This is a genomic window from Mesorhizobium sp. AR10, from assembly GCF_024746795.1.
Classification (GTDB): Bacteria; Pseudomonadota; Alphaproteobacteria; order Rhizobiales; family Rhizobiaceae; genus Mesorhizobium.
The window spans coordinates 1,876,893-1,895,000 of the sequence record NZ_CP080524.1; the positions used below are offsets into that span (position 1 = coordinate 1,876,893).

Here is an 18,108-nt window from a genome sequence, read left to right on the forward strand (position 1 = left end):
AGTTAAACGATGGGCCGCGTGATGAAATTTCTCTGGGATTCGGCGCTCGGCCTTTTGATCGTCACCGGTAGCCTGCTCGGCCTGACGCTGCCATTCGGCAAGATCGCGACGGCAGCCGGCGTTCCGGCTATGGTCTGGGCCTTGGTCATTTCGCTCGGCGCCGGTGGCGTGCTTTTGTGCGTGTTGCTGGTGCGCGGCCAGCGCATCCGGCTTACTTCGCACAGGTTGCGCTATTTCTTCGTCACCGCGGCGGTGTCCTATGCCTTCCCCAATCTGTTGATGTTTTCGGCCATTCCGCACCTCGGCGCCGGATACACCGGCATCATGTTCACGCTGTCGCCGGTGATCACGCTGGTGTTCTCGATCCTGCTCGGTGTCCGGCGCCCCAACATGCTGGGCATCATCGGCATCGCCGTCGGCTTCGTCGGCGCGGTGATGGTGGCGATGACGCGCGGCGAAGCCGGCCAGCCGGCCGATTTCTTCTGGGTGGCGATTGGGCTGCTCATCCCGGTCAGTCTTGCCGCCGGCAACATCTATCGCACGATCGATTGGCCAGAAGGAACCGGGCCGATCGAACTCGCCGTCGGCAGCCATCTGGCGTCGGCTATCATGCTGCTTACAGGGGTTCTGGTCCTGCTGGGTGGCGGTGCGTTCGGCTCGCTCAGTGGCGTGCCGCTGGTGGTCATCGGTCAGGTCGCGTCGGCCTCGGCGATGTTCGCTTTCTTCTTCCGGCTGCAGGCGGTCGGCGGTCCGGTCTATCTCAGCCAGATCGGCTATGTGGCGGCTGCGGTCGGACTGTTTGCCGGGACGATCTTCCTGGGCGAGCACTATCAGCTGCTGACCTGGGCTGGCGCCGTCATCATCACCGCCGGCGTGTTCATCACCACGATGGCGCAGAGCCAAAAGGGTTGAACGTCCGGACCGCTGTCAAAGTTGGCTCGCGTCGAAGACTTTCCTGAGGGCCGGCGGGGCAACATTCCGCCAGGCCGTGCGGATTGCGCTGCGGAAAGTCTGCTCGTCGCAGGCATCGAGCATGATCGAGGTCCAGCCTTGTCGTCCCCAACCGCCGGGCACAGGCTTGAAAACCAAAGGTTCGGCGGCAGTCATGATCTCTTGCTGGTCGCGGTCGAACTTGACCACGGCGCGAGCGTCTTCAGGCAGCGACATGAAGATGCGATTGCGTACCCGGAAGTCGGCCTTGCCGAAATGCGACTTCTCGGCCGCTTCGGGAAGATCAAGCGCCAGCTCTCGGGCTCTGCCAGTGTTCACGGTCCAACAAGCCTCCGGATCGGCTCTCAGACGGAGCCCTTCTCCGCCAGCACCATGTAGTTGACGTCCATGTCCTTCGAGCGCTGCCAACGGTCGGCGAGCGGATGGTAAACGACGCCGGTGCGGTCGATGATGGTCAGGCCAGCGCTGCCGAGCGCCTTTTCGAGCTCTTCCGGCCGCACCAGCTTGCCGAACTGGTGGGTGCCACGCGGCAGCCAGCGAAGCACATATTCGGCGCCGATGATGGCCAGGCCCAGTGCCTTCAGCGTGCGGTTGATGGTGGCCACGAACATGATGCCGCCGGGCTTGACCATCTCGCCGCATTTGCCGACGAACAGGTCGATGTCGGCGACATGCTCGACCACTTCCATGTTGAGGATGACGTCGAATTTTTCTCCCGCGTCGGCCAGATCCTCGGCCGTCGTGGCGCGATAGTCCACCGTCACGCCGCCTTCCGCCGCATGCAGCTTGGCCACTTCTATGTTGGTGGCTGATGCGTCGGCGCCGACCACTTCGGCGCCAAGCCGCGCCATCGGCTCGCACAAAAGCCCGCCGCCGCAGCCGATGTCGAGGAAGCGCAGGCCTTCGAACGGCCTTGCTGCGCGCGGGTCGCGGCCGAAGCGTGCCGCCACCTGGTCGCGGATATAGGCCAGCCGGATTGGATTGAACTTGTGCAACGGGCGGAACTTGCCGTTGGGGTTCCACCATTCGGCGGCAAGGGCGGAGAAACGCTCCACTTCTCCGGCATCGATCGTCGACCGTCGAGGCTCTGGCATGGCTTGGTCTCCCGCAGACTCACAAAATCAGAGCGCGATCGGACGCAAAACGGATCGCGCTCTGTTGCGCTAGGAAGTCGGGCGTGGGGGAGGGAAAGTCAAGGCAACAAATTTCGACTGCCAGCCACTGCTGACGAAAGATGCCACTGCCGCCTGGGATCAAAATGCCGTTATCACGGCAGATTGCCAAGCGGGTGAACCGATCTTCCGGGACGGGCGATTTCCCGCGCTTGCCTACGGTCCTTGCGGATGGTCCGTGTTTTGGCTAAGGAGGCCGCGCATTCAGCGGCTCGGCTTGGCCGGACGCAATCTTTCCGCTTTTCGGCCTTCGGTCCGGCATCCAGTCAAAGGCATTTCGCTTCCATGGCGCGTATCGTGATGAAATTCGGCGGAACCTCCGTCGCCGACATCGCCCGCATCCGCAATGTGGCGCGCCATGTCAAACGCGAGGTCGATGCGGGCCATGAGGTCGCGGTGGTGGTCTCGGCGATGGCCGGCAAGACCAACGAATTGGTGGGCTGGACACGCGAGGCCTCGCCGATGCACGACGCACGTGAATATGATGCCGTGGTGGCTTCCGGTGAACAGGTGACTGCCGGCCTGCTGGCGATCACCTTGCAGAACATGGGCGTTCACGCCCGTTCCTGGCAGGGCTGGCAGATCCCGATCAAGACCGACAACGCGCATGGCGCCGCGCGTATCCTCGACATCGACGGCGCGTTTTTGATCAAGCGTTTCGGCGAGGGCCAGGTGGCGGTGGTCGCCGGTTTCCAGGGCATCGGGCCGGATAACCGCATCGCCACGCTCGGCCGTGGCGGTTCCGACACCAGCGCGGTTGCCATCGCGGCGGCGGTCAAGGCCGACCGCTGTGACATCTACACCGATGTCGACGGGGTCTATACGACCGATCCGCGCATCGAGCCGAAGGCGCGGCGGCTGGCCAAGATTTCGTTCGAAGAAATGCTCGAAATGGCCTCGCTCGGCGCCAAGGTGCTGCAGGTCCGCTCGGTCGAGCTTGCCATGGTGCACAGGGTGCGTACTTTCGTGCGGTCGTCCTTCGACGATCCCGATGCGCCCGGAATGGGGGATTTGCTCAATCCGCCCGGAACGCTCATTTGCGACGAGGAAGAGATCGTGGAACAGCAGGTCGTCACCGGAATTGCCTATGCCAAGGACGAGGCGCAGATTTCGCTTCGCCGTGTCGGCGACCGCCCGGGCGTTGCCGCCGGCATTTTCGGACCGCTGGCCGAAGCCAACATCAATGTCGACATGATCGTCCAGAACATCTCCGAGGACGGCAAGTTCACCGACATGACCTTCACCGTGCCATCCGGCGACGTCGACAAGGCACTTGCCGTGCTCGAACGCCTGAAGGCTTCGATCGGTTATGACGTGGTGCAGTCGGAAGCCGGCATGTCCAAGGTCTCGGTCATCGGCATCGGCATGCGCAGCCATGCCGGCGTTGCCGCCACCGCCTTCAAGGCGCTGGCCGACAAGTCGATCAACATCCGTGCCATCACCACCTCCGAGATCAAGATTTCGATCCTGATTGACGGTCCCTATACCGAACTTGCGGTTCGCACTTTGCATTCCGTCTACGGTCTGGATAAGCAGTAGCAAGACAGAGTCAGTTGTTGCGTGAGCGCCGGCCGCAGGGGACACTGCGTCGGCTGAAATGCCATTGGAGAAGAAGCCGCGATGCGTGATACGGCCAGTGGCCCGCGCGTTTTGCTGAAACGGCTCCGCGAGCTCATGCAGGAGCCGCTGGAGCCGCAGGAGCGGCTTGACCGGATTGTGCGCGACATCGCCTCCAACATGGTCGCCGAAGTGTGCTCGCTCTACGTTCTGCGCTCCGATTCGGTGCTCGAACTCTACGCCACCGAAGGTTTGAACCCGAACGCCGTCCATTTGGCGCAACTGAGGCTCGGGCAAGGCCTGGTCGGCACCATCGCGGCCAGCGCGCGGCCGCTCAACCTCTCCAACGCCCAGGAACATCCGGCCTTCGCCTACCTGCCCGAGACCGGGGAAGAGATCTACAATTCCTTCCTTGGCGTGCCGGTGCTGCGGGCAGGGCGCACGCTCGGCGTTCTGGTGGTGCAGAACAAGACCATGCGCCACTACCGCGACGACGAGGTCGAGGCGCTGGAAACGACGGCGATGGTGATCGCCGAGATGATCGCCACTGGCGACCTCGCCAGGCTCACCCGGCCGGGGCTCGAACTCGACCTGCGCCGCCCCGTGAGTTTTACCGGCCTGTCGTTCAACGAGGGCGTCGGGCTTGGCCATGTCGTGCTGCACGAGCCGCGCATCGTCGTCACCAATCTGTTCAACGAGGACAGCGAGGAAGAAGTTCGCCGGCTTGAAACCTCGCTTGGTTCGCTCAGGCTCTCAATCGATGACATGCTGGAGCGCCGCGACGTCGCCTTCGAGGGCGAGCATCGTGAGGTGCTCGAAGCCTACCGCATGTTTGCCAACGACCGTGGCTGGGTGCGCCGGCTGGAAGAGGCAATCCGCAACGGCCTGACGGCGGAAGCGGCGGTCGAAAAGGTGCAGAGCGACATGCGCGCGCGCATGCTGCACATGACCGATCCGTATCTGCGCGAGCGGATGAGCGATTTCGACGATCTCGCCAACCGGCTGCTGCGTCAGCTGATGGGCCGCGGGCCAGACGACGTCGCCGCTTCGCTGCCCAAGGACGCCATCATCGTCGCCCGCTCGATGGGCGCTGCCGAACTGCTCGACTATCCCAGAGACAAGCTGCGCGGCGTGGTGCTGGAGGATGGTGCTGCGACCAGCCACGTCGTCATCGTGGCGCGGGCGATGGGCATCCCGGTCGCCGGCCAGATGAAGGGCGCCGTTTCCATGGCGGAAAATGGCGACGCCATCATCGTCGACGGCGAAGAAGGCACGATCCATCTGCGCCCGCAGCCCGATCTCGAAGCCGCCTATGCCGAAAAGGTCCGCTTCCGGGCGCGGCGGCAGGAAGTCTATCGCGAACTGCGCAAGAAGCCGTCGATGACCAAGGACGGCGTTCAGGTCGACCTTTTGATGAATGCCGGCCTGGCTGTCGACCTGCCGCAACTTGCCGAGGCAGGTGCTGCCGGCATCGGACTGTTTCGCACCGAGCTGCAATTCATGGTCGCCTCGACCTTTCCCCGCGCGGAAGCCCAGGAACGGCTTTACCGAGACGTGCTCGAAGCCGCGCGCGGCAAACCGGTCACCTTCCGCACCATCGATATCGGTGGCGACAAGGTGCTGCCTTACTTCAAGGGCGCGATTCAGGAAGAGAATCCGGCGCTCGGCTGGCGGGCGATCCGCCTCACTCTCGACCGGCCGGGCCTGTTGCGCACCCAGATCCGCGCCTTGCTGAAGGCGTGTGGCGGGCGCGAATTGAAGCTGATGCTGCCGATGGTGACGGAACTCGGCGAGATCGCGCAGGCGCGCGAGATCATCGACCGCGAGGTGCGGCACCTGTCACGTTTTGCCCATCATCTGCCGACCAGCCTCAAGCTGGGGGCGATGCTGGAAGTGCCGTCGCTGCTGTTCCAGCTCGACGATCTGATGAAGGCTGTCGACTTCGTCTCGGTCGGCTCCAACGATTTGTTCCAGTTCGTCATGGCGGTCGATCGCGGCAACACGCAATTGTCCGACCGCTTCGATACGCTGTCGGCGCCGTTCCTGCGGGTTTTGAAGCAGATTGCCGACGCCGGGGTTCGCAACCATACGCCGGTGACCCTGTGCGGCGAGCTCGCCGGCAAGCCGATCTCGGCCATGGCGCTGATCGGCCTCGGCTACCGGTCGATCTCGATGTCGCCGGCCTCGATCGGTCCGGTCAAGGCGATGCTGACGGAACTGCCGCTGGATGAGTTGCAAGCCTTCTTCGACGACAACCTCATGGCACCGGCCCACGGGCTGCCGATGCGGGCGCTGCTGCAAGCCTTTGCCGACGACCGTTCGATTCCGTTGTAGTAGCCCACAATGATCAACCTGCCCCGCGACCGTATGGATCAAGTCGTCAAGCGTTTCGACATGCTCGAAGCGCAAATGTCGGCCGGGCCGGCGGCGGACGCCTATGTCAGGATGGCGTCGGAATATGCCGACATCCAGGAAATGGTGACGAAGATCAGGGCGCTGCGTGCCGCCGAGCGCGAACAGGTCGATTTGGAGGCGATGCTCGCCGACAAGGGTACCGACGCCGAGATGCGGGCACTGGCCGAGGCCGATCTGCCGGAGGTCGAGGAGCGGATCGAAGCGTTGCAAAAGGACATCCAGATCCTGCTGCTGCCCAAGGACGCCGCCGACGACAAGAATGCCATCCTCGAAATCCGCGCCGGCACCGGCGGCGACGAGGCTGCCCTGTTCGCCGGCGACCTGTTTCGCATGTACGAACGCTACGCCGCGGCGCGCGGCTGGCGTTTCGAGGCTGCTTCGGCCAGCGAGGGCGAGGTCGGCGGCTACAAGGAAATCATCGCCACCGTCTCGGGCAAGGGCGTCTTTGCCCATCTGAAATTCGAGTCCGGCGTTCACCGCGTGCAGCGCGTGCCCGCGACCGAGGCCGGTGGGCGCATCCACACCTCGGCGGCGACGGTTGCGGTGCTGCCGGAAGCGGAAGAAGTCGATATCGACATTCGGGCGGAAGACATTCGCATCGACACGATGCGCGCCTCGGGGTCCGGCGGCCAGCACGTCAACACCACCGATTCGGCGGTGCGCATCACCCATCTGCCGACCGGTATCATGGTGGTGCAAGCAGAAAAGTCGCAGCACCAGAATCGGGCGAAAGCCATGCAGATCCTGAGGGCGCGGCTTTACGACCTCGAGCGCGGCAAGGCGGACGAGGAACGTTCCGAATCACGCAAGTCGCAAGTCGGTTCGGGCGACCGTTCGGAGCGCATCCGCACCTATAATTTTCCGCAGGGCCGCGTCACTGACCATCGCATCAATCTGACACTCTACAAGCTTGAGCGGGTGATGATGGGCGAACTCGACGAGATTATCGACGCGCTGATCGCCGATCACCAGTCGAAGCTGCTCGCCGATATCGGCATCGATGGCTGACATGCCTGGCACGCTCGGGCCGTTGCTTCGCGCGGCGCGAGAATGCCTCGCCGCGGCCGGTGTCGCCGATCCGATGCTGGATGCCAGGCTGATCGTCGAACATTTTTCCGGCACGACCCGCACACAGGTCATCGCCGACCCAGAGCAATCGGTCGATACCGGCGCGATTGCCGCAATCGATGCGGCCTTGAAGCGGCGCATCTTAGGCGAGCCAGTGCATCGCATCCTCGGCTTTCGCGAATTCTACGGCCTGCGCCTGGCGCTTTCGCCGGAAACGCTGGAGCCGCGGCCAGACACCGAAACGCTGGTCGAAGCGATTCTACCCTTCGTGAAGGCTACTGCGGCTAGCCATGGCGAATGCCGCATCCTCGATCTGGGAACCGGCACCGGCGCCATCGCGCTGGCGCTGCTCAGCGCCGTTCCGGCCGCAGTCGCCACGGGTGTCGATATTTCCGAAGGAGCGCTGGCAACCGCCATGCGCAATGCGGAAGAACTTGGTCTTGCCGGCCGGTTCGAGGCGCTCAGGTCCGACTGGTTCGCAAAAGTTTCGGGCCCCTACCATGTAATTGCCGCAAACCCTCCCTACATACCGACTCAAGACATTGGAAATTTGCAGGACGAAGTCCGCGATTTCGATCCGCATCGGGCCCTTGACGGCGGTGCGGACGGTCTTGGCCCCTACAGGATCATCGCCGCCGAGGCGGCAAGGTTTCTGGAAGCTGAAGGCAGGATTGCGGTCGAGATCGGACATACGCAGCGCCAAGAGGTCAGGGATATATTCGCATCAGCCGGCTATATGTTGGCCGGGGTGTTTCGCGATCTTGGCGGAAACGACAGGGTTCTGATCTTTGAACTGTGAATGCCTTGATGCAGTGCGAAAAAAGCGCTTGGCAATGCCGGGGAATGCGGCTAGGGTCGCGTTAACCGGATGAGACGAAGCAGGCAGTGCTCTTAGCGATTCGGTTTTCCTTGGAAATAGCTGCCTTCTTGCGCAAACGACGCCCAAGCTTCGTGCGGGAATCGTCCGGCAAGTGATGTAACCGGAACAGGATGGCACGTGGCGCCAACGCAATTGATGCGGGCGAACGCCGGTGAAGAAACGAAACGGCTGGCTGCATGAGCGCCTCCGTTCGTGAAGAGTTTTTCGAAAATTTCAAAATGAAGAGAGTCTAATGAGGCCACAACAGCAGAACAGGCGCATGCGCGGTCGCAACAATAATGGCGGCGGCGGTGGCAACAACAATAACAACAATAACAACCGCAAGGGCCCAAATCCCCTGACGCGCAACTACGAGAGCAACGGCCCGGACGTGAAGATCCGCGGATCGGCTCAGCAGATCGCCGAAAAATATGCCACCCTTGCCCGTGATGCGCAAAGCTCCGGCGACCGGGTTATGGCGGAAAACTACCTCCAGCATGCCGAGCACTACAATCGCATTATCGCTGCCGCCCAGGCGCAGCTGCCGATCCAGAACGCCCAGCAGAACCGCGACGATTTCGACGATGATGGCGATGAAGATCGCGACGATTTCGACAATTCCGGCAACAACAACGGCAACGACGCACCCGCTCAAGCGGTCAATCACGGTGCCGGTCCACAGCCGGTTATCGAAGGCACGCCGGCCGAGCTGGCGTTGAACCAGGAAAACGGCCGCGAGAATCGCGATAGTAGTGGGCGCGATAACAATGGCCGTGACAACAATGGCCGCCATCGCGACCGTCGCCCCAACAACAACTACGGCCAGAACGGCCAGCGTGGCGAATACGGTTCGCGCGGCGAGCAAGGTGGAAACCGCGGCGATCAGAATCGTCGCAACGAGACGCCGGTACAGGCGGAAGCTGTTTCCCAGGCCGAAACTGGTTTCGTGCCCCAGGCCGAACCTGATTTCGTGCCCCGGGCTGAAGCTGTTTCTGTGGCTGAACCGGTTTTCGTGACCGAGTCTGCGCCGCTGTTCGAGGACCTGTCGCCAGCGGGTCTTGCCGCTCGGGCCGAGTTGAACGAAGCAGCCGCCGAGAACGGCGCTGCACGCCGCCCCAGGCGTCCGCGCCGTCCGCGGCTGAACGCCGACCAGGCGGATGGCGGTAGCGACGCTGCTACCGGAGACGTGGATGCTGCGCCGGCTGAAGACAATGGCGGCGAACCGGCCGATGTCGTCATCGACAACTGATCAGATCAAGCCTTTCACGGGCACTTGGACGGCGGAGATAAATCTCCGCCGTTTTTGTTTGGGCGTGCCTGGAATATTATGCATTGACCGATGTCAACGCGTCTTGAGAGCCTGTGGCCTATGCACCATATCTCGCTTGAACAGGATCAGGCTCGAATGGGCGGGTCCGTCACCGCAATCTGATCCGGTGCCGCAAAGCGGGCCGGTGATGGAAGGAGACAGATATGAACCTTGAGAAATACTCCGAACGCGTGCGCGGTTTTATCCAGTCCGCGCAGACCATGGCGCTCTCGCGCAATCACCAGCAGTTCACCCCCGAACATATGCTCAAAGTCCTCGTCGACGACGATGAGGGGCTGGCCGCCTCGCTGATCGAGCGCGCCGGCGGCAGTGTCCGTGACGTCAAGCTCGGCGTCGAAACGGCACTCGAGGCGATGCCCAAGGTGGAAGGCGGCAACGGCCAGCTCTATCTGGCGCAGCCCCTGGCAAAAGTGTTCTCGACCGCCGAGGAACTGGCAAAAAAGGCGGGTGACAGCTTTGTCACCGTCGAACGTCTTCTGCAGGCGCTTGCCATGGAGAAGTCGGCCAAGACTGCCGACATCCTGGCCAAAGCCGGCGTCACCGCCCAGACGCTGAATCAGGTGATCAACGATGTCCGCAAGGGCCGCACCGCCGATTCGGCGAGCGCCGAGCAGGGCTATGACGCGCTGAAGAAATACGCGCGAGACCTCACTGCGGATGCCCGCGCCGGCAAACTCGACCCGGTCATCGGCCGAGACGACGAGATCCGCCGCACCATCCAGGTGCTGTCGCGCCGTACCAAGAACAATCCGGTGCTGATCGGCGAACCCGGCGTCGGTAAGACGGCGATTGCCGAAGGGCTGGCGTTGCGCATCGTCAATGGCGACGTGCCGGAATCGCTGAAGGACAAGCAGTTGATGGCGCTCGACCTCGGCTCACTGATCGCCGGCGCCAAATATCGCGGCGAGTTCGAGGAGCGGCTGAAGGCGGTGCTGTCCGAAGTCACCTCCGCCAACGGTAACATCATCCTGTTCATCGACGAGATGCACACGCTGGTCGGCGCCGGCAAGGCGGATGGCGCCATGGATGCGTCGAACCTGTTGAAGCCGGCACTGGCGCGCGGCGAATTGCACTGCGTCGGCGCAACCACGCTCGATGAGTACAGAAAGCATGTCGAGAAGGACGCGGCGCTCGCCCGCCGCTTCCAGCCGGTTTTCGTCGACGAACCGACGGTGGAAGACACGGTCTCGATCCTGCGCGGCCTGAAGGAAAAGTACGAGCAGCACCACAAGGTTCGCATCTCGGATTCGGCTCTGGTTGCGGCTGCCACCCTGTCCAACCGCTACATCGCCGACCGCTTCCTGCCGGACAAGGCGATCGACCTGGTCGACGAGGCCGCGTCGCGGCTGAGGATGCAGGTCGATTCGAAGCCCGAGGCGCTGGACGAGATCGACCGTCGTATCATGCAGCTCAAGATCGAGCGCGAGGCGCTGAAGGTCGAAAAGGACGACGCGTCGAAGGACCGGCTCGCCCGCCTCGAAAAGGAACTCTCCGGCCTCGAGGAGGAATCGACGGAGATCACCACGAAATGGCAGGCGGAGAAGCAGAAACTCGGGCTTGCCGCCGATCTCAAAAAGCAGCTCGACGAGGCGCGCAACGAGCTTGCCATCGCCCAGCGCAAGGGTGAATTTCAGCGCGCCGGAGAGCTTGCCTATGGCCGCATCCCGGAACTGGAAAAGAAGCTGAAGGAAGCCGAGGCCCAGGACGGCAAGGTCGGCATGGTCGAAGAGGTGGTCACGCCCGACCACGTCGCCCATATCGTGTCGCGCTGGACCGGCATTCCGGTCGACAAGATGCTGCAGGGCGAGCGCGACAAGCTGTTGCGCATGGAAGACGAGATCGGCAAGCGCGTCGTCGGCCAGGGCGAAGCGGTGCAGGCCGTCTCCAAGGCCGTGCGCCGAGCCCGCGCGGGTCTGCAGGATCCGAACCGGCCGATCGGCTCGTTCATGTTCCTCGGGCCGACCGGCGTCGGCAAGACCGAACTGACCAAGGCGCTGGCCAACTTCCTGTTCGACGACGAGAGCGCGATGGTGCGCATCGACATGTCGGAGTTCATGGAGAAGCATTCTGTTTCCAGGTTGATCGGCGCCCCTCCCGGTTATGTCGGCTATGAGGAAGGCGGCGCGCTGACCGAAGCGGTTCGGCGCCGGCCCTATCAGGTCGTGCTGTTTGACGAGATCGAGAAGGCGCATCCGGACGTGTTCAACGTGCTGCTGCAGGTGCTCGACGACGGCCGCCTGACCGACGGGCAGGGCCGCACCGTCGACTTCCGCAACACGCTGATCATCATGACGTCGAACCTCGGCGCCGAATATCTGGTCAATCTCGGGGAAGGCGAGGATGTCGATGTCGTGCGCGACGAGGTGATGAATGTCGTCAAGGCGTCGTTCCGGCCGGAGTTCCTCAACCGCGTCGACGAGGTGATCCTGTTCCATCGGCTGCGCCGGCAGGATATGGGCCGCATCGTCGAGATCCAGCTCAAGCGGCTGGAAAGCCTGCTCGTCGACCGCAAGATCACGCTGTCGCTCGACCAGGAAGCGATCGACTGGCTGGCGGCCAAGGGCTACGACCCGGCCTATGGCGCGCGGCCGCTGAAGCGGGTGATGCAGAAGGAACTGCAGGATCCGCTGGCGGAAAAGATCCTGCTTGGCGAAATCCTCGACGGTTCGACCGTCAAGGTCACCGCCGGTTCCGACCGGTTGAACTTCCGCTCGAAGCCGACGGTTGTGGCGACCGAGGCGGCAGCCTGAGTTCAGGCTGCCTTTCACAAAATGGCGGGGCGCAGATGACGCTGGACGACTACAACGGCTTCTGCGCCTCGCTGCGTTCGACGACCCATGTCGTCCAGTGGGGCGGCGCCCATGTCTGGAAGGTCGGAGCCAAGGTGTTCGCCATCGGCGGCTGGGATGAGGGCAAGGAGCCCTTCGTCACCTTCAAATGCTCCGAGATCGCCTATGACGTGCTCAGGGAACAGCCGGGTCTGCGGCCCGCACCCTATCTTGCCTCGCGCGGCATGAAATGGATCCAGCGTCAGACAAGCCAGAGCATGGATGATGACGCGCTCAAGGACTATCTGCGCGAAAGCCATCGCCTTGTCGTCCTCAAGCTGACGAAACAGACGCGCAAGGACCTGGGGCTCTGAGGCTGTTTTTGTGCATGTCGATGTATCCCAAAACCGCTGCCCACTTTTGGGCGACATGCACTAACCGCCGGAAATCCGCCATCTTCATGCCCGGTTCATGTTGGAACCTTATGGTGGGCAACTGGTTTGTTGGCGAAGGGGTTCGCCTTACAGGAACAATGCCGGGCGGCGGCAAATACGGACCGGAGAGTTTGGCTACCATGTTCCGCACGATCTTCTACCTTTCGGCGCTGGCCGCCGGGCTGCTGACCTCCAGCGCCATGGCGGCGCAGACGACAGACACCGCGTCGCGACCTGTTCGTACAACCGATTCCGGCGGTGTGCTTGTTGCCCAGAACGGCGATTTCGATGTCTACTACGATGCCAGGGGCAACCGCGTCATCGTCGATGCCGCGACCGGCAAGGTTATCGCCATCCAGCCGCCGCAGACCCGGCTCGACCGCCGTGCCTTGCGCCGTCAGCTGCGGTCGCAGGAACTCGGACGCGCACCCGTCGAAGACGACGACCGCTACTATCTCGACGATCCCGAGGACATGGCCCGCTTCCGCCGCAAGCAGCTGGACGAGGAGGGCCGTGTCATCGCGCCGCCGGTCGACGAATATGATCCCTATGGCGACAATTCGGAGCAAGCCTTCCCGGCGGCGCCGCAGGATGACAACTATCCGGAGCCGAACACCGTCAAGCGTCAGCCTCTCAACGACGAGGCCTCGATAGAACCTACCGAGCCGGCGGAGCCGGCCGAACAGGCCGCGCTGCCGCCAAAGGCCGGTGGCAAGACATCAGTCGATCCGTCGCTTTCACTCGGCGCGCGCCAGGATGTGGCGAGCCTGCAGGTGCTGCTCGACCGTACCGGCGCTTCGCCCGGCGTCATCGACGGGCGATTCGGCTCGAATGTCGACAAGGCGCTCGCTGCCTACAATCAGATCACCGGCAACAATCTGCGGTCGACCGATTCGGTCGGCATTCAGGCAGCACTTGCGCAATCCGGCGGCGATGCCTTCGCCTCCTACACGATCACATCGGAGGACGCGGCCGGTCCCTATGTCGCGTCGATACCGGAAGACTACAGCCAGAAAGCCCAGCTCGATCGCATGGCCTACACGTCCGTCACCGAAGCGCTCGCCGAACGCTTCCACATGGACGAGAACTATCTAAAGGCGCTCAATCCGGAGGCCAATTTCAACCGTCCCGGAACGATCATCAAGGTCGCCAATTTCGGCAGGCTGGTGGCGACGCCGGTTGCCCGCATCATTGCCGACAAGGGCAAGAAACAGGTTTTTGCTTACGATGCGGCTGGCAAGCTGGTCGCAGCCTACCCCGCCACCATCGGCTCGGCCGACACGCCATCGCCTACCGGCACCCACACAGTGTCGCGGGTCGCGCTCGATCCGAACTACACTTACAACCCGAGCATCAATTTCAAGCAGGGCGAAAACGACAAGGTGCTGACCATCCCGCCGGGGCCGAACGGCCCGGTCGGGTCGGTCTGGATCGCGCTGGACAAGCCGACCTACGGCATCCACGGCACGCCCGATCCCTCCAAGATCGGCAAGACCGAAAGCCATGGCTGCGTGCGACTGACCAATTGGGACGCGCGCGAACTGGCCAAACTCGTCTCGCCGGGCGTCACGGTCGAGTTCGTCGGCGGATCTTCAGCCGATGATCTAGCTCAGCAATGAGCCGCGCAACGCGGTAGCATAGATCAGCTGCAGCAGGATGTAGCCGACACTGAGCAAGGGGCTGATGAAGCAGAGCGCTGCTCCGACCGCCCACAGGATCTGCGCCTTGACGATGCGCAGATAGACTGTCCGCGTCGTTTCCTCATTTTCTGGCTCAACCGCCGAATCTGGTTTCAATGACGGCAATCCGCTGGCTGGTTGTTGTCGGCACCGGGCAGGTCTAAGCAGGGCTCCATGAAATCTCCAAGCGAAGCTGCCGCCATCCCCCTGACCGGTTCTCTTCCAAACGATTCGTTTTGTCCGCAAACGCAGCGCAAGTTCGCGCTGATCGCGGCGATCCTGGCTTCAGCGCTCGGCTTCATCGACGGTTCGATCCTGGCCATCGCCATGCCGGCGATCCGCGTCGATCTCGGCGCCAGCCTCGCCGAGGCGCAGTGGATTTCCAATGCCTATGCGCTGACGCTTTCGGCACTCATCCTCGCTGGTGGGGCCGCCGGTGACCGATTCGGTCTGCGGCACACTTTCGTGGCCGGCATCGCGCTGTTCATTGTCGCCTCGCTTGCCTGCGCGGTGGCGCCGACCCCGGCAATGCTCATTGCGTTTCGTGCCATCCAGGGCATCGGCGCCGCCATCATGGTGCCGGGCAGCCTCGCCATCATCGCCAAAGCCTATCCGAAGAAGGAGCGCGGCAGGGCGATCGGCATCTGGGCGGCAGCCTCGGCGCTGACGACGGCACTTGGCCCGGTGCTGGGTGGCTTCGTCCTGTCAGCCTTCGGCGACGGCATCTGGCGGGCGATCTTCGCCATCAATCTGCCGCTGGGGCTGTTCTCGATCTATCTTCTCCTGGCTAAGATTCCCGCCGATGCGCCAGCGGAAAAGCGAAGCCTCGACCTTGGTGGCGCTGCACTGGCCACGCTGGCGTTCGGCGCGCTGGCCTACGGCTTGACCTCGATGAGTGCCGAAGGTGAGGGGCATATGTCGGGGCCGAGCATCGCCGCAGGTGCGGTGCTGCTCGTCGTGTTCATCGTCTTCGAACTGCGGCAGCGCGAGCCGATGATCGACCTGTCGCTGTTTCGGATCGGTGCCTTCGCCGGCGCCAATGTGGCGACCTTCTTCCTCTATTTCGCGCTGTCGGCCAATCTGTTCTATCTGCCGATGCTGCTGATTGCCGGATGGGGATTGAGCACGGCGGAGGTCGGCTTCATCTTCCTGCCGTTGTCGGCGTCGATCGCGCTTTTGTCTGGACCCGTCGGTCAGTGGTCCGACCGGATCGGACCTCGCTTTCCGATCGCCAGCGGCAGCCTTGTCGTCGCTTTCGCCTTTGCCGGGCTTGCCTTGCTCACCCATGCCGGCATCCACAATTTCTGGACCGGAATTTTTCCGCTGATGGCGCTGATGGGGCTTGGCATGGCGCTGGTCGTGTCGCCGCTGTCGACAGCGATCATGACGGCGGTCGAAGACAAGGACACCGGCGCCGCCTCGGGCATCAACAATGCCGTCTCGCGCATTGGCGGCCTGATCGCGGTAGCGGCGATGGGCTCGCTCGCGGCCTGGGTCTATTCGACGATGCTGGACATTGGTGCCAGGCCTGGCATTCCAGGTTTTGGTGAACCGGCATTGGTCGGCATCCCGCCCGAACTCGATGCGACGCGGCTCGCCGCCAGCGATGCGGCCTTCTCGGCCGTCGCGTGGGTCACTGCGCTGCTGTGCCTGCTTTCGGCGGTTGTTGCCTGGACGACCGTTTCCGGTGAGCGGATGCCATGGTCGCCCCGCGCAGAGAAACCGCAGAACTGATTCGATGGAATTGATTCGGGCGGACTGATTCGGGGCGGGGCGAAGGCTAACCTTCGATCTTGGCGCTCGCGACCTTGAGCGAATCGTTGTCTTCCTGCTTGAGCAAGTCGTCGATGCGCTCGCGCTCACGCTTGAAGGCGACGAGATCGTCGCCCTTGAGCACTTTGCCGACCGGCAGGCGAACACGCATAGGGTCGACCTTGGTGCCGTTGACGATCAGCTCGTAGTGGAGATGCGGACCGGTGGCGAGGCCTGTCTGGCCAAGGAAGCCGATGGTCTGCCCCTGGCGGACATGAACGCCCGGCTCCATGCCCTTGGCGAAGGCGCTCTGGTGATTATAGGACGTCTCGTAGCCATTGGCATGGCGGATGATGATCTGCTTGCCATAGCCGCCGGCCCAGCCGGCCTTCTCGATGACGCCATTGCCGGCGGCAATGATCGGCGTTCCAATGGGGGCGGCCCAGTCGACGCCGGTGTGCATGCGGACATAGCCGAGGATCGGATGTCTGCGGGCGCCGAAGCCGGAGCGAAATTTTCCCGCGGGCAGGGGATTGCGCAGCAGGAACTGCTTGGCGCTCGAGCCGTCCTCGTCGAAATAGTCGGTGCTGCCGTCCTGCATCTGGAATCGGTAGAAGTTGCGCGTCGTGCCGCCGAAGGTCGACGAGACATAGAGCAGCTCGGACTCGTCGGATGCCTGGTCGTCGCCGTCCGGCTGGGAGAACAGCACATCGATGCGGTCCGACGGGCTGAGTCGCGACTGGAAGTCGACATCGGATGCCAGGAGCTTGACCAGTTGCTGGGTCATCTTCTTCGACATGCCGTAGGAATAGGCGGCGCGATAGATGCCGTCATAGATGTTCGGCAGATTGCCGCGCACCACCACCGGCGGCGAATCATCGAACGCCGTCAGCAATTCGGGATTGGGCTCCGGCTCCTGCGCCGGCACATATTGGCCGCGATCGTCGAGCGCGATGGTGACGATATGCTGGGTGCGGTCATAGACGCTGGTGCGGACGACCTTGGCGGCGTCGCCATGGACCTCAAGACCGACGCGCAGCACGGTTCCGGCCTTGAGCGCCGGTGCGTTCAGCAATTTCGCGATCGCCTCGGCCATGCCGGTGGCGTCCTGGCCCGTGTAGCCCGAATCAGCGAAGGCCTCGGTCAGGTCGCGGTCCTTGGTAAAGGGAATGATTTCCTCGGCGAAAGCCGGCGTCTGGTCGTCGGCAACAGCGCGTGGCGACACCGAGACGTTTTCCGGCACGATCTTGACGTCGTAGGAGCCGGCCATGCTTTCGGCAAAAGCCTCGCCGAATCGCTGCGGGTCGACATAGTGCAGCGAGGCGACCTGTACGGCGCCGTCGCTCAGATCGGTACCGGCCTCGCGCACCACCTTTTCCACTTCATCGGCGGAAAGGTCGCTCTTTTCGTCGAAGGCCGCCGTCTCGATCGGGAAATCGACCGTCTTCAGGCTCATCTCGCTTTCGACCTTGGCGCCATAGATCTGGCCGGCGGCGGCGGTCGCCGGCTGGGCGGCATTGTCATCGCCGTCGTCGCCAAACACCTGCATCGGGTCGAACGGTGGATAGGAGCGACTGGTCGTATGCCCCGCGGCCAGCGCCATCTTGATCTGCACGAAGGGCATGGTGTGGATGACGTCGCGGTCGCCGACCTTGGTCACCATCGACACTTCCATGCGCCGGCGGTCCTTGGCCTTGGCGATCTGGCGCGGCGCCACCAGCCTGGTCGTCTTGGCGACCTCACCCGAATCGCCATTGCTGGCAAGGCTGATCAGTTCGGCGATCTCGGGCGGCGTCGCCAGTTGCTGGCGACCGTCAAGGGCGGCGAACAGCGCCACGCCCATCAGCACACTCGAGGTCACGCCGGTAAGGAAGGTGCCCGACAGCCAGCGCGCCGAAACCTCACGCCGGTCGGGCGGGCCGCTGCGACCATCCGCGATCAGCGGCGGCTCGTTGCCGAGTTCGGCTATGACATCTTCCGTGTCTGGCATCCAGAAAGGCTGCTTCTTCCCCGGGCGGAACGGCTTGTCGCTTTGTTTGGGCCATGACATTTGCCTGTCACGGCGGGTGAAGTCAACGAAGCGCCCAGCCCCGGCCGAAATCCCCCAATCAAGCGTCTCTTCA

General features: G+C 63.2%; 14 protein-coding genes. 10 read left to right on the forward strand and 4 right to left on the reverse strand.

The window, feature by feature from the left end:
• The first annotated feature begins 21 nt into the window (after positions 1-21).
• Entirely contained in the window at positions 22-912 is an 891-nt protein-coding gene (locus tag LHFGNBLO_RS12610) for a DMT family transporter (protein WP_258609697.1), read from the forward strand.
• A 15-nt stretch (positions 913-927) separates the two neighbouring features.
• On the opposite strand, the gene LHFGNBLO_RS12615 is transcribed toward LHFGNBLO_RS12610, so the two are convergent.
• On the reverse strand, positions 928-1,269 hold the full coding sequence (locus tag LHFGNBLO_RS12615; RefSeq protein ID WP_258607700.1) for an MmcQ/YjbR family DNA-binding protein: 342 nt from the start codon (positions 1,267-1,269) through the stop codon (positions 928-930).
• A 26-nt stretch (positions 1,270-1,295) separates the two neighbouring features.
• Positions 1,296-2,045 (reverse strand): bifunctional 2-polyprenyl-6-hydroxyphenol methylase/3-demethylubiquinol 3-O-methyltransferase UbiG, encoded by a 750-nt coding sequence (gene ubiG / locus LHFGNBLO_RS12620; protein WP_258607708.1) that lies wholly within the window; start codon positions 2,043-2,045, stop codon positions 1,296-1,298.
• Positions 2,046-2,408: 363 nt separating this feature from the next.
• On the opposite strand from ubiG, the gene LHFGNBLO_RS12625 reads away from it, so the two are divergent.
• The 8 genes from LHFGNBLO_RS12625 to LHFGNBLO_RS12660 all read left to right on the forward strand — a co-directional run bounded on the left by LHFGNBLO_RS12625 (position 2,409) and on the right by LHFGNBLO_RS12660 (position 14,173).
• Positions 2,409-3,662 (forward strand): aspartate kinase, encoded by a 1,254-nt coding sequence (locus tag LHFGNBLO_RS12625; RefSeq protein WP_258607710.1) that lies wholly within the window; start codon positions 2,409-2,411, stop codon positions 3,660-3,662.
• 81 nt (positions 3,663-3,743) lie between these two features.
• Positions 3,744-6,014 carry a phosphoenolpyruvate--protein phosphotransferase gene (gene ptsP, locus LHFGNBLO_RS12630; protein ID WP_258607712.1) on the forward strand — a complete coding sequence of 757 codons (2,271 nt, stop codon included), beginning with the start codon at positions 3,744-3,746 and terminating at the stop codon, positions 6,012-6,014.
• Between the two features lie 9 nt (positions 6,015-6,023).
• Positions 6,024-7,103 (forward strand): peptide chain release factor 1, encoded by a 1,080-nt coding sequence (prfA, locus tag LHFGNBLO_RS12635; protein WP_258607714.1) that lies wholly within the window; start codon positions 6,024-6,026, stop codon positions 7,101-7,103.
• Entirely contained in the window at positions 7,096-7,962 is an 867-nt protein-coding gene (gene prmC, locus LHFGNBLO_RS12640) for a peptide chain release factor N(5)-glutamine methyltransferase (RefSeq protein ID WP_258607716.1), read from the forward strand. Before prfA ends, prmC begins: the two co-directional genes overlap by 8 nt.
• A 340-nt stretch (positions 7,963-8,302) precedes the next feature.
• Positions 8,303-9,271, forward strand: a complete 969-nt coding sequence (locus LHFGNBLO_RS12645; RefSeq protein WP_413774680.1) for a DUF4167 domain-containing protein — start codon at positions 8,303-8,305, stop codon at positions 9,269-9,271.
• Between the two features lie 224 nt (positions 9,272-9,495).
• Positions 9,496-12,102, forward strand: coding sequence for an ATP-dependent chaperone ClpB (clpB, locus tag LHFGNBLO_RS12650; RefSeq protein WP_258607720.1), 2,607 nt, complete (start codon positions 9,496-9,498; stop codon positions 12,100-12,102).
• Between the two features lie 35 nt (positions 12,103-12,137).
• Positions 12,138-12,494 (forward strand): MmcQ/YjbR family DNA-binding protein, encoded by a 357-nt coding sequence (locus LHFGNBLO_RS12655; protein WP_258607722.1) that lies wholly within the window; start codon positions 12,138-12,140, stop codon positions 12,492-12,494.
• Between the two features lie 200 nt (positions 12,495-12,694).
• Complete coding sequence (locus tag LHFGNBLO_RS12660) at positions 12,695-14,173, forward strand: L,D-transpeptidase family protein (RefSeq protein ID WP_258607725.1); 1,479 nt, start codon at positions 12,695-12,697, stop codon at positions 14,171-14,173.
• Here LHFGNBLO_RS12660 and LHFGNBLO_RS12665 read toward each other — a convergent pair.
• Complete coding sequence (locus tag LHFGNBLO_RS12665) at positions 14,159-14,350, reverse strand: hypothetical protein (protein WP_258607727.1); 192 nt, start codon at positions 14,348-14,350, stop codon at positions 14,159-14,161. The two genes, LHFGNBLO_RS12660 and LHFGNBLO_RS12665, sit on opposite strands and share 15 nt — an antisense overlap.
• Before the next feature lie 57 nt (positions 14,351-14,407).
• On the opposite strand from LHFGNBLO_RS12665, the gene LHFGNBLO_RS12670 reads away from it, so the two are divergent.
• Complete coding sequence (locus LHFGNBLO_RS12670; RefSeq protein ID WP_258607728.1) at positions 14,408-15,967, forward strand: MFS transporter; 1,560 nt, start codon at positions 14,408-14,410, stop codon at positions 15,965-15,967.
• 46 nt (positions 15,968-16,013) lie between these two features.
• Here the strand turns inward: LHFGNBLO_RS12670 and LHFGNBLO_RS12675 are convergent, their stop codons facing one another.
• On the reverse strand, positions 16,014-17,975 hold the full coding sequence (locus LHFGNBLO_RS12675) for a M23 family metallopeptidase (protein WP_258607730.1): 1,962 nt from the start codon (positions 17,973-17,975) through the stop codon (positions 16,014-16,016).
• Between the last annotated feature and the right edge of the window lie 133 nt (positions 17,976-18,108).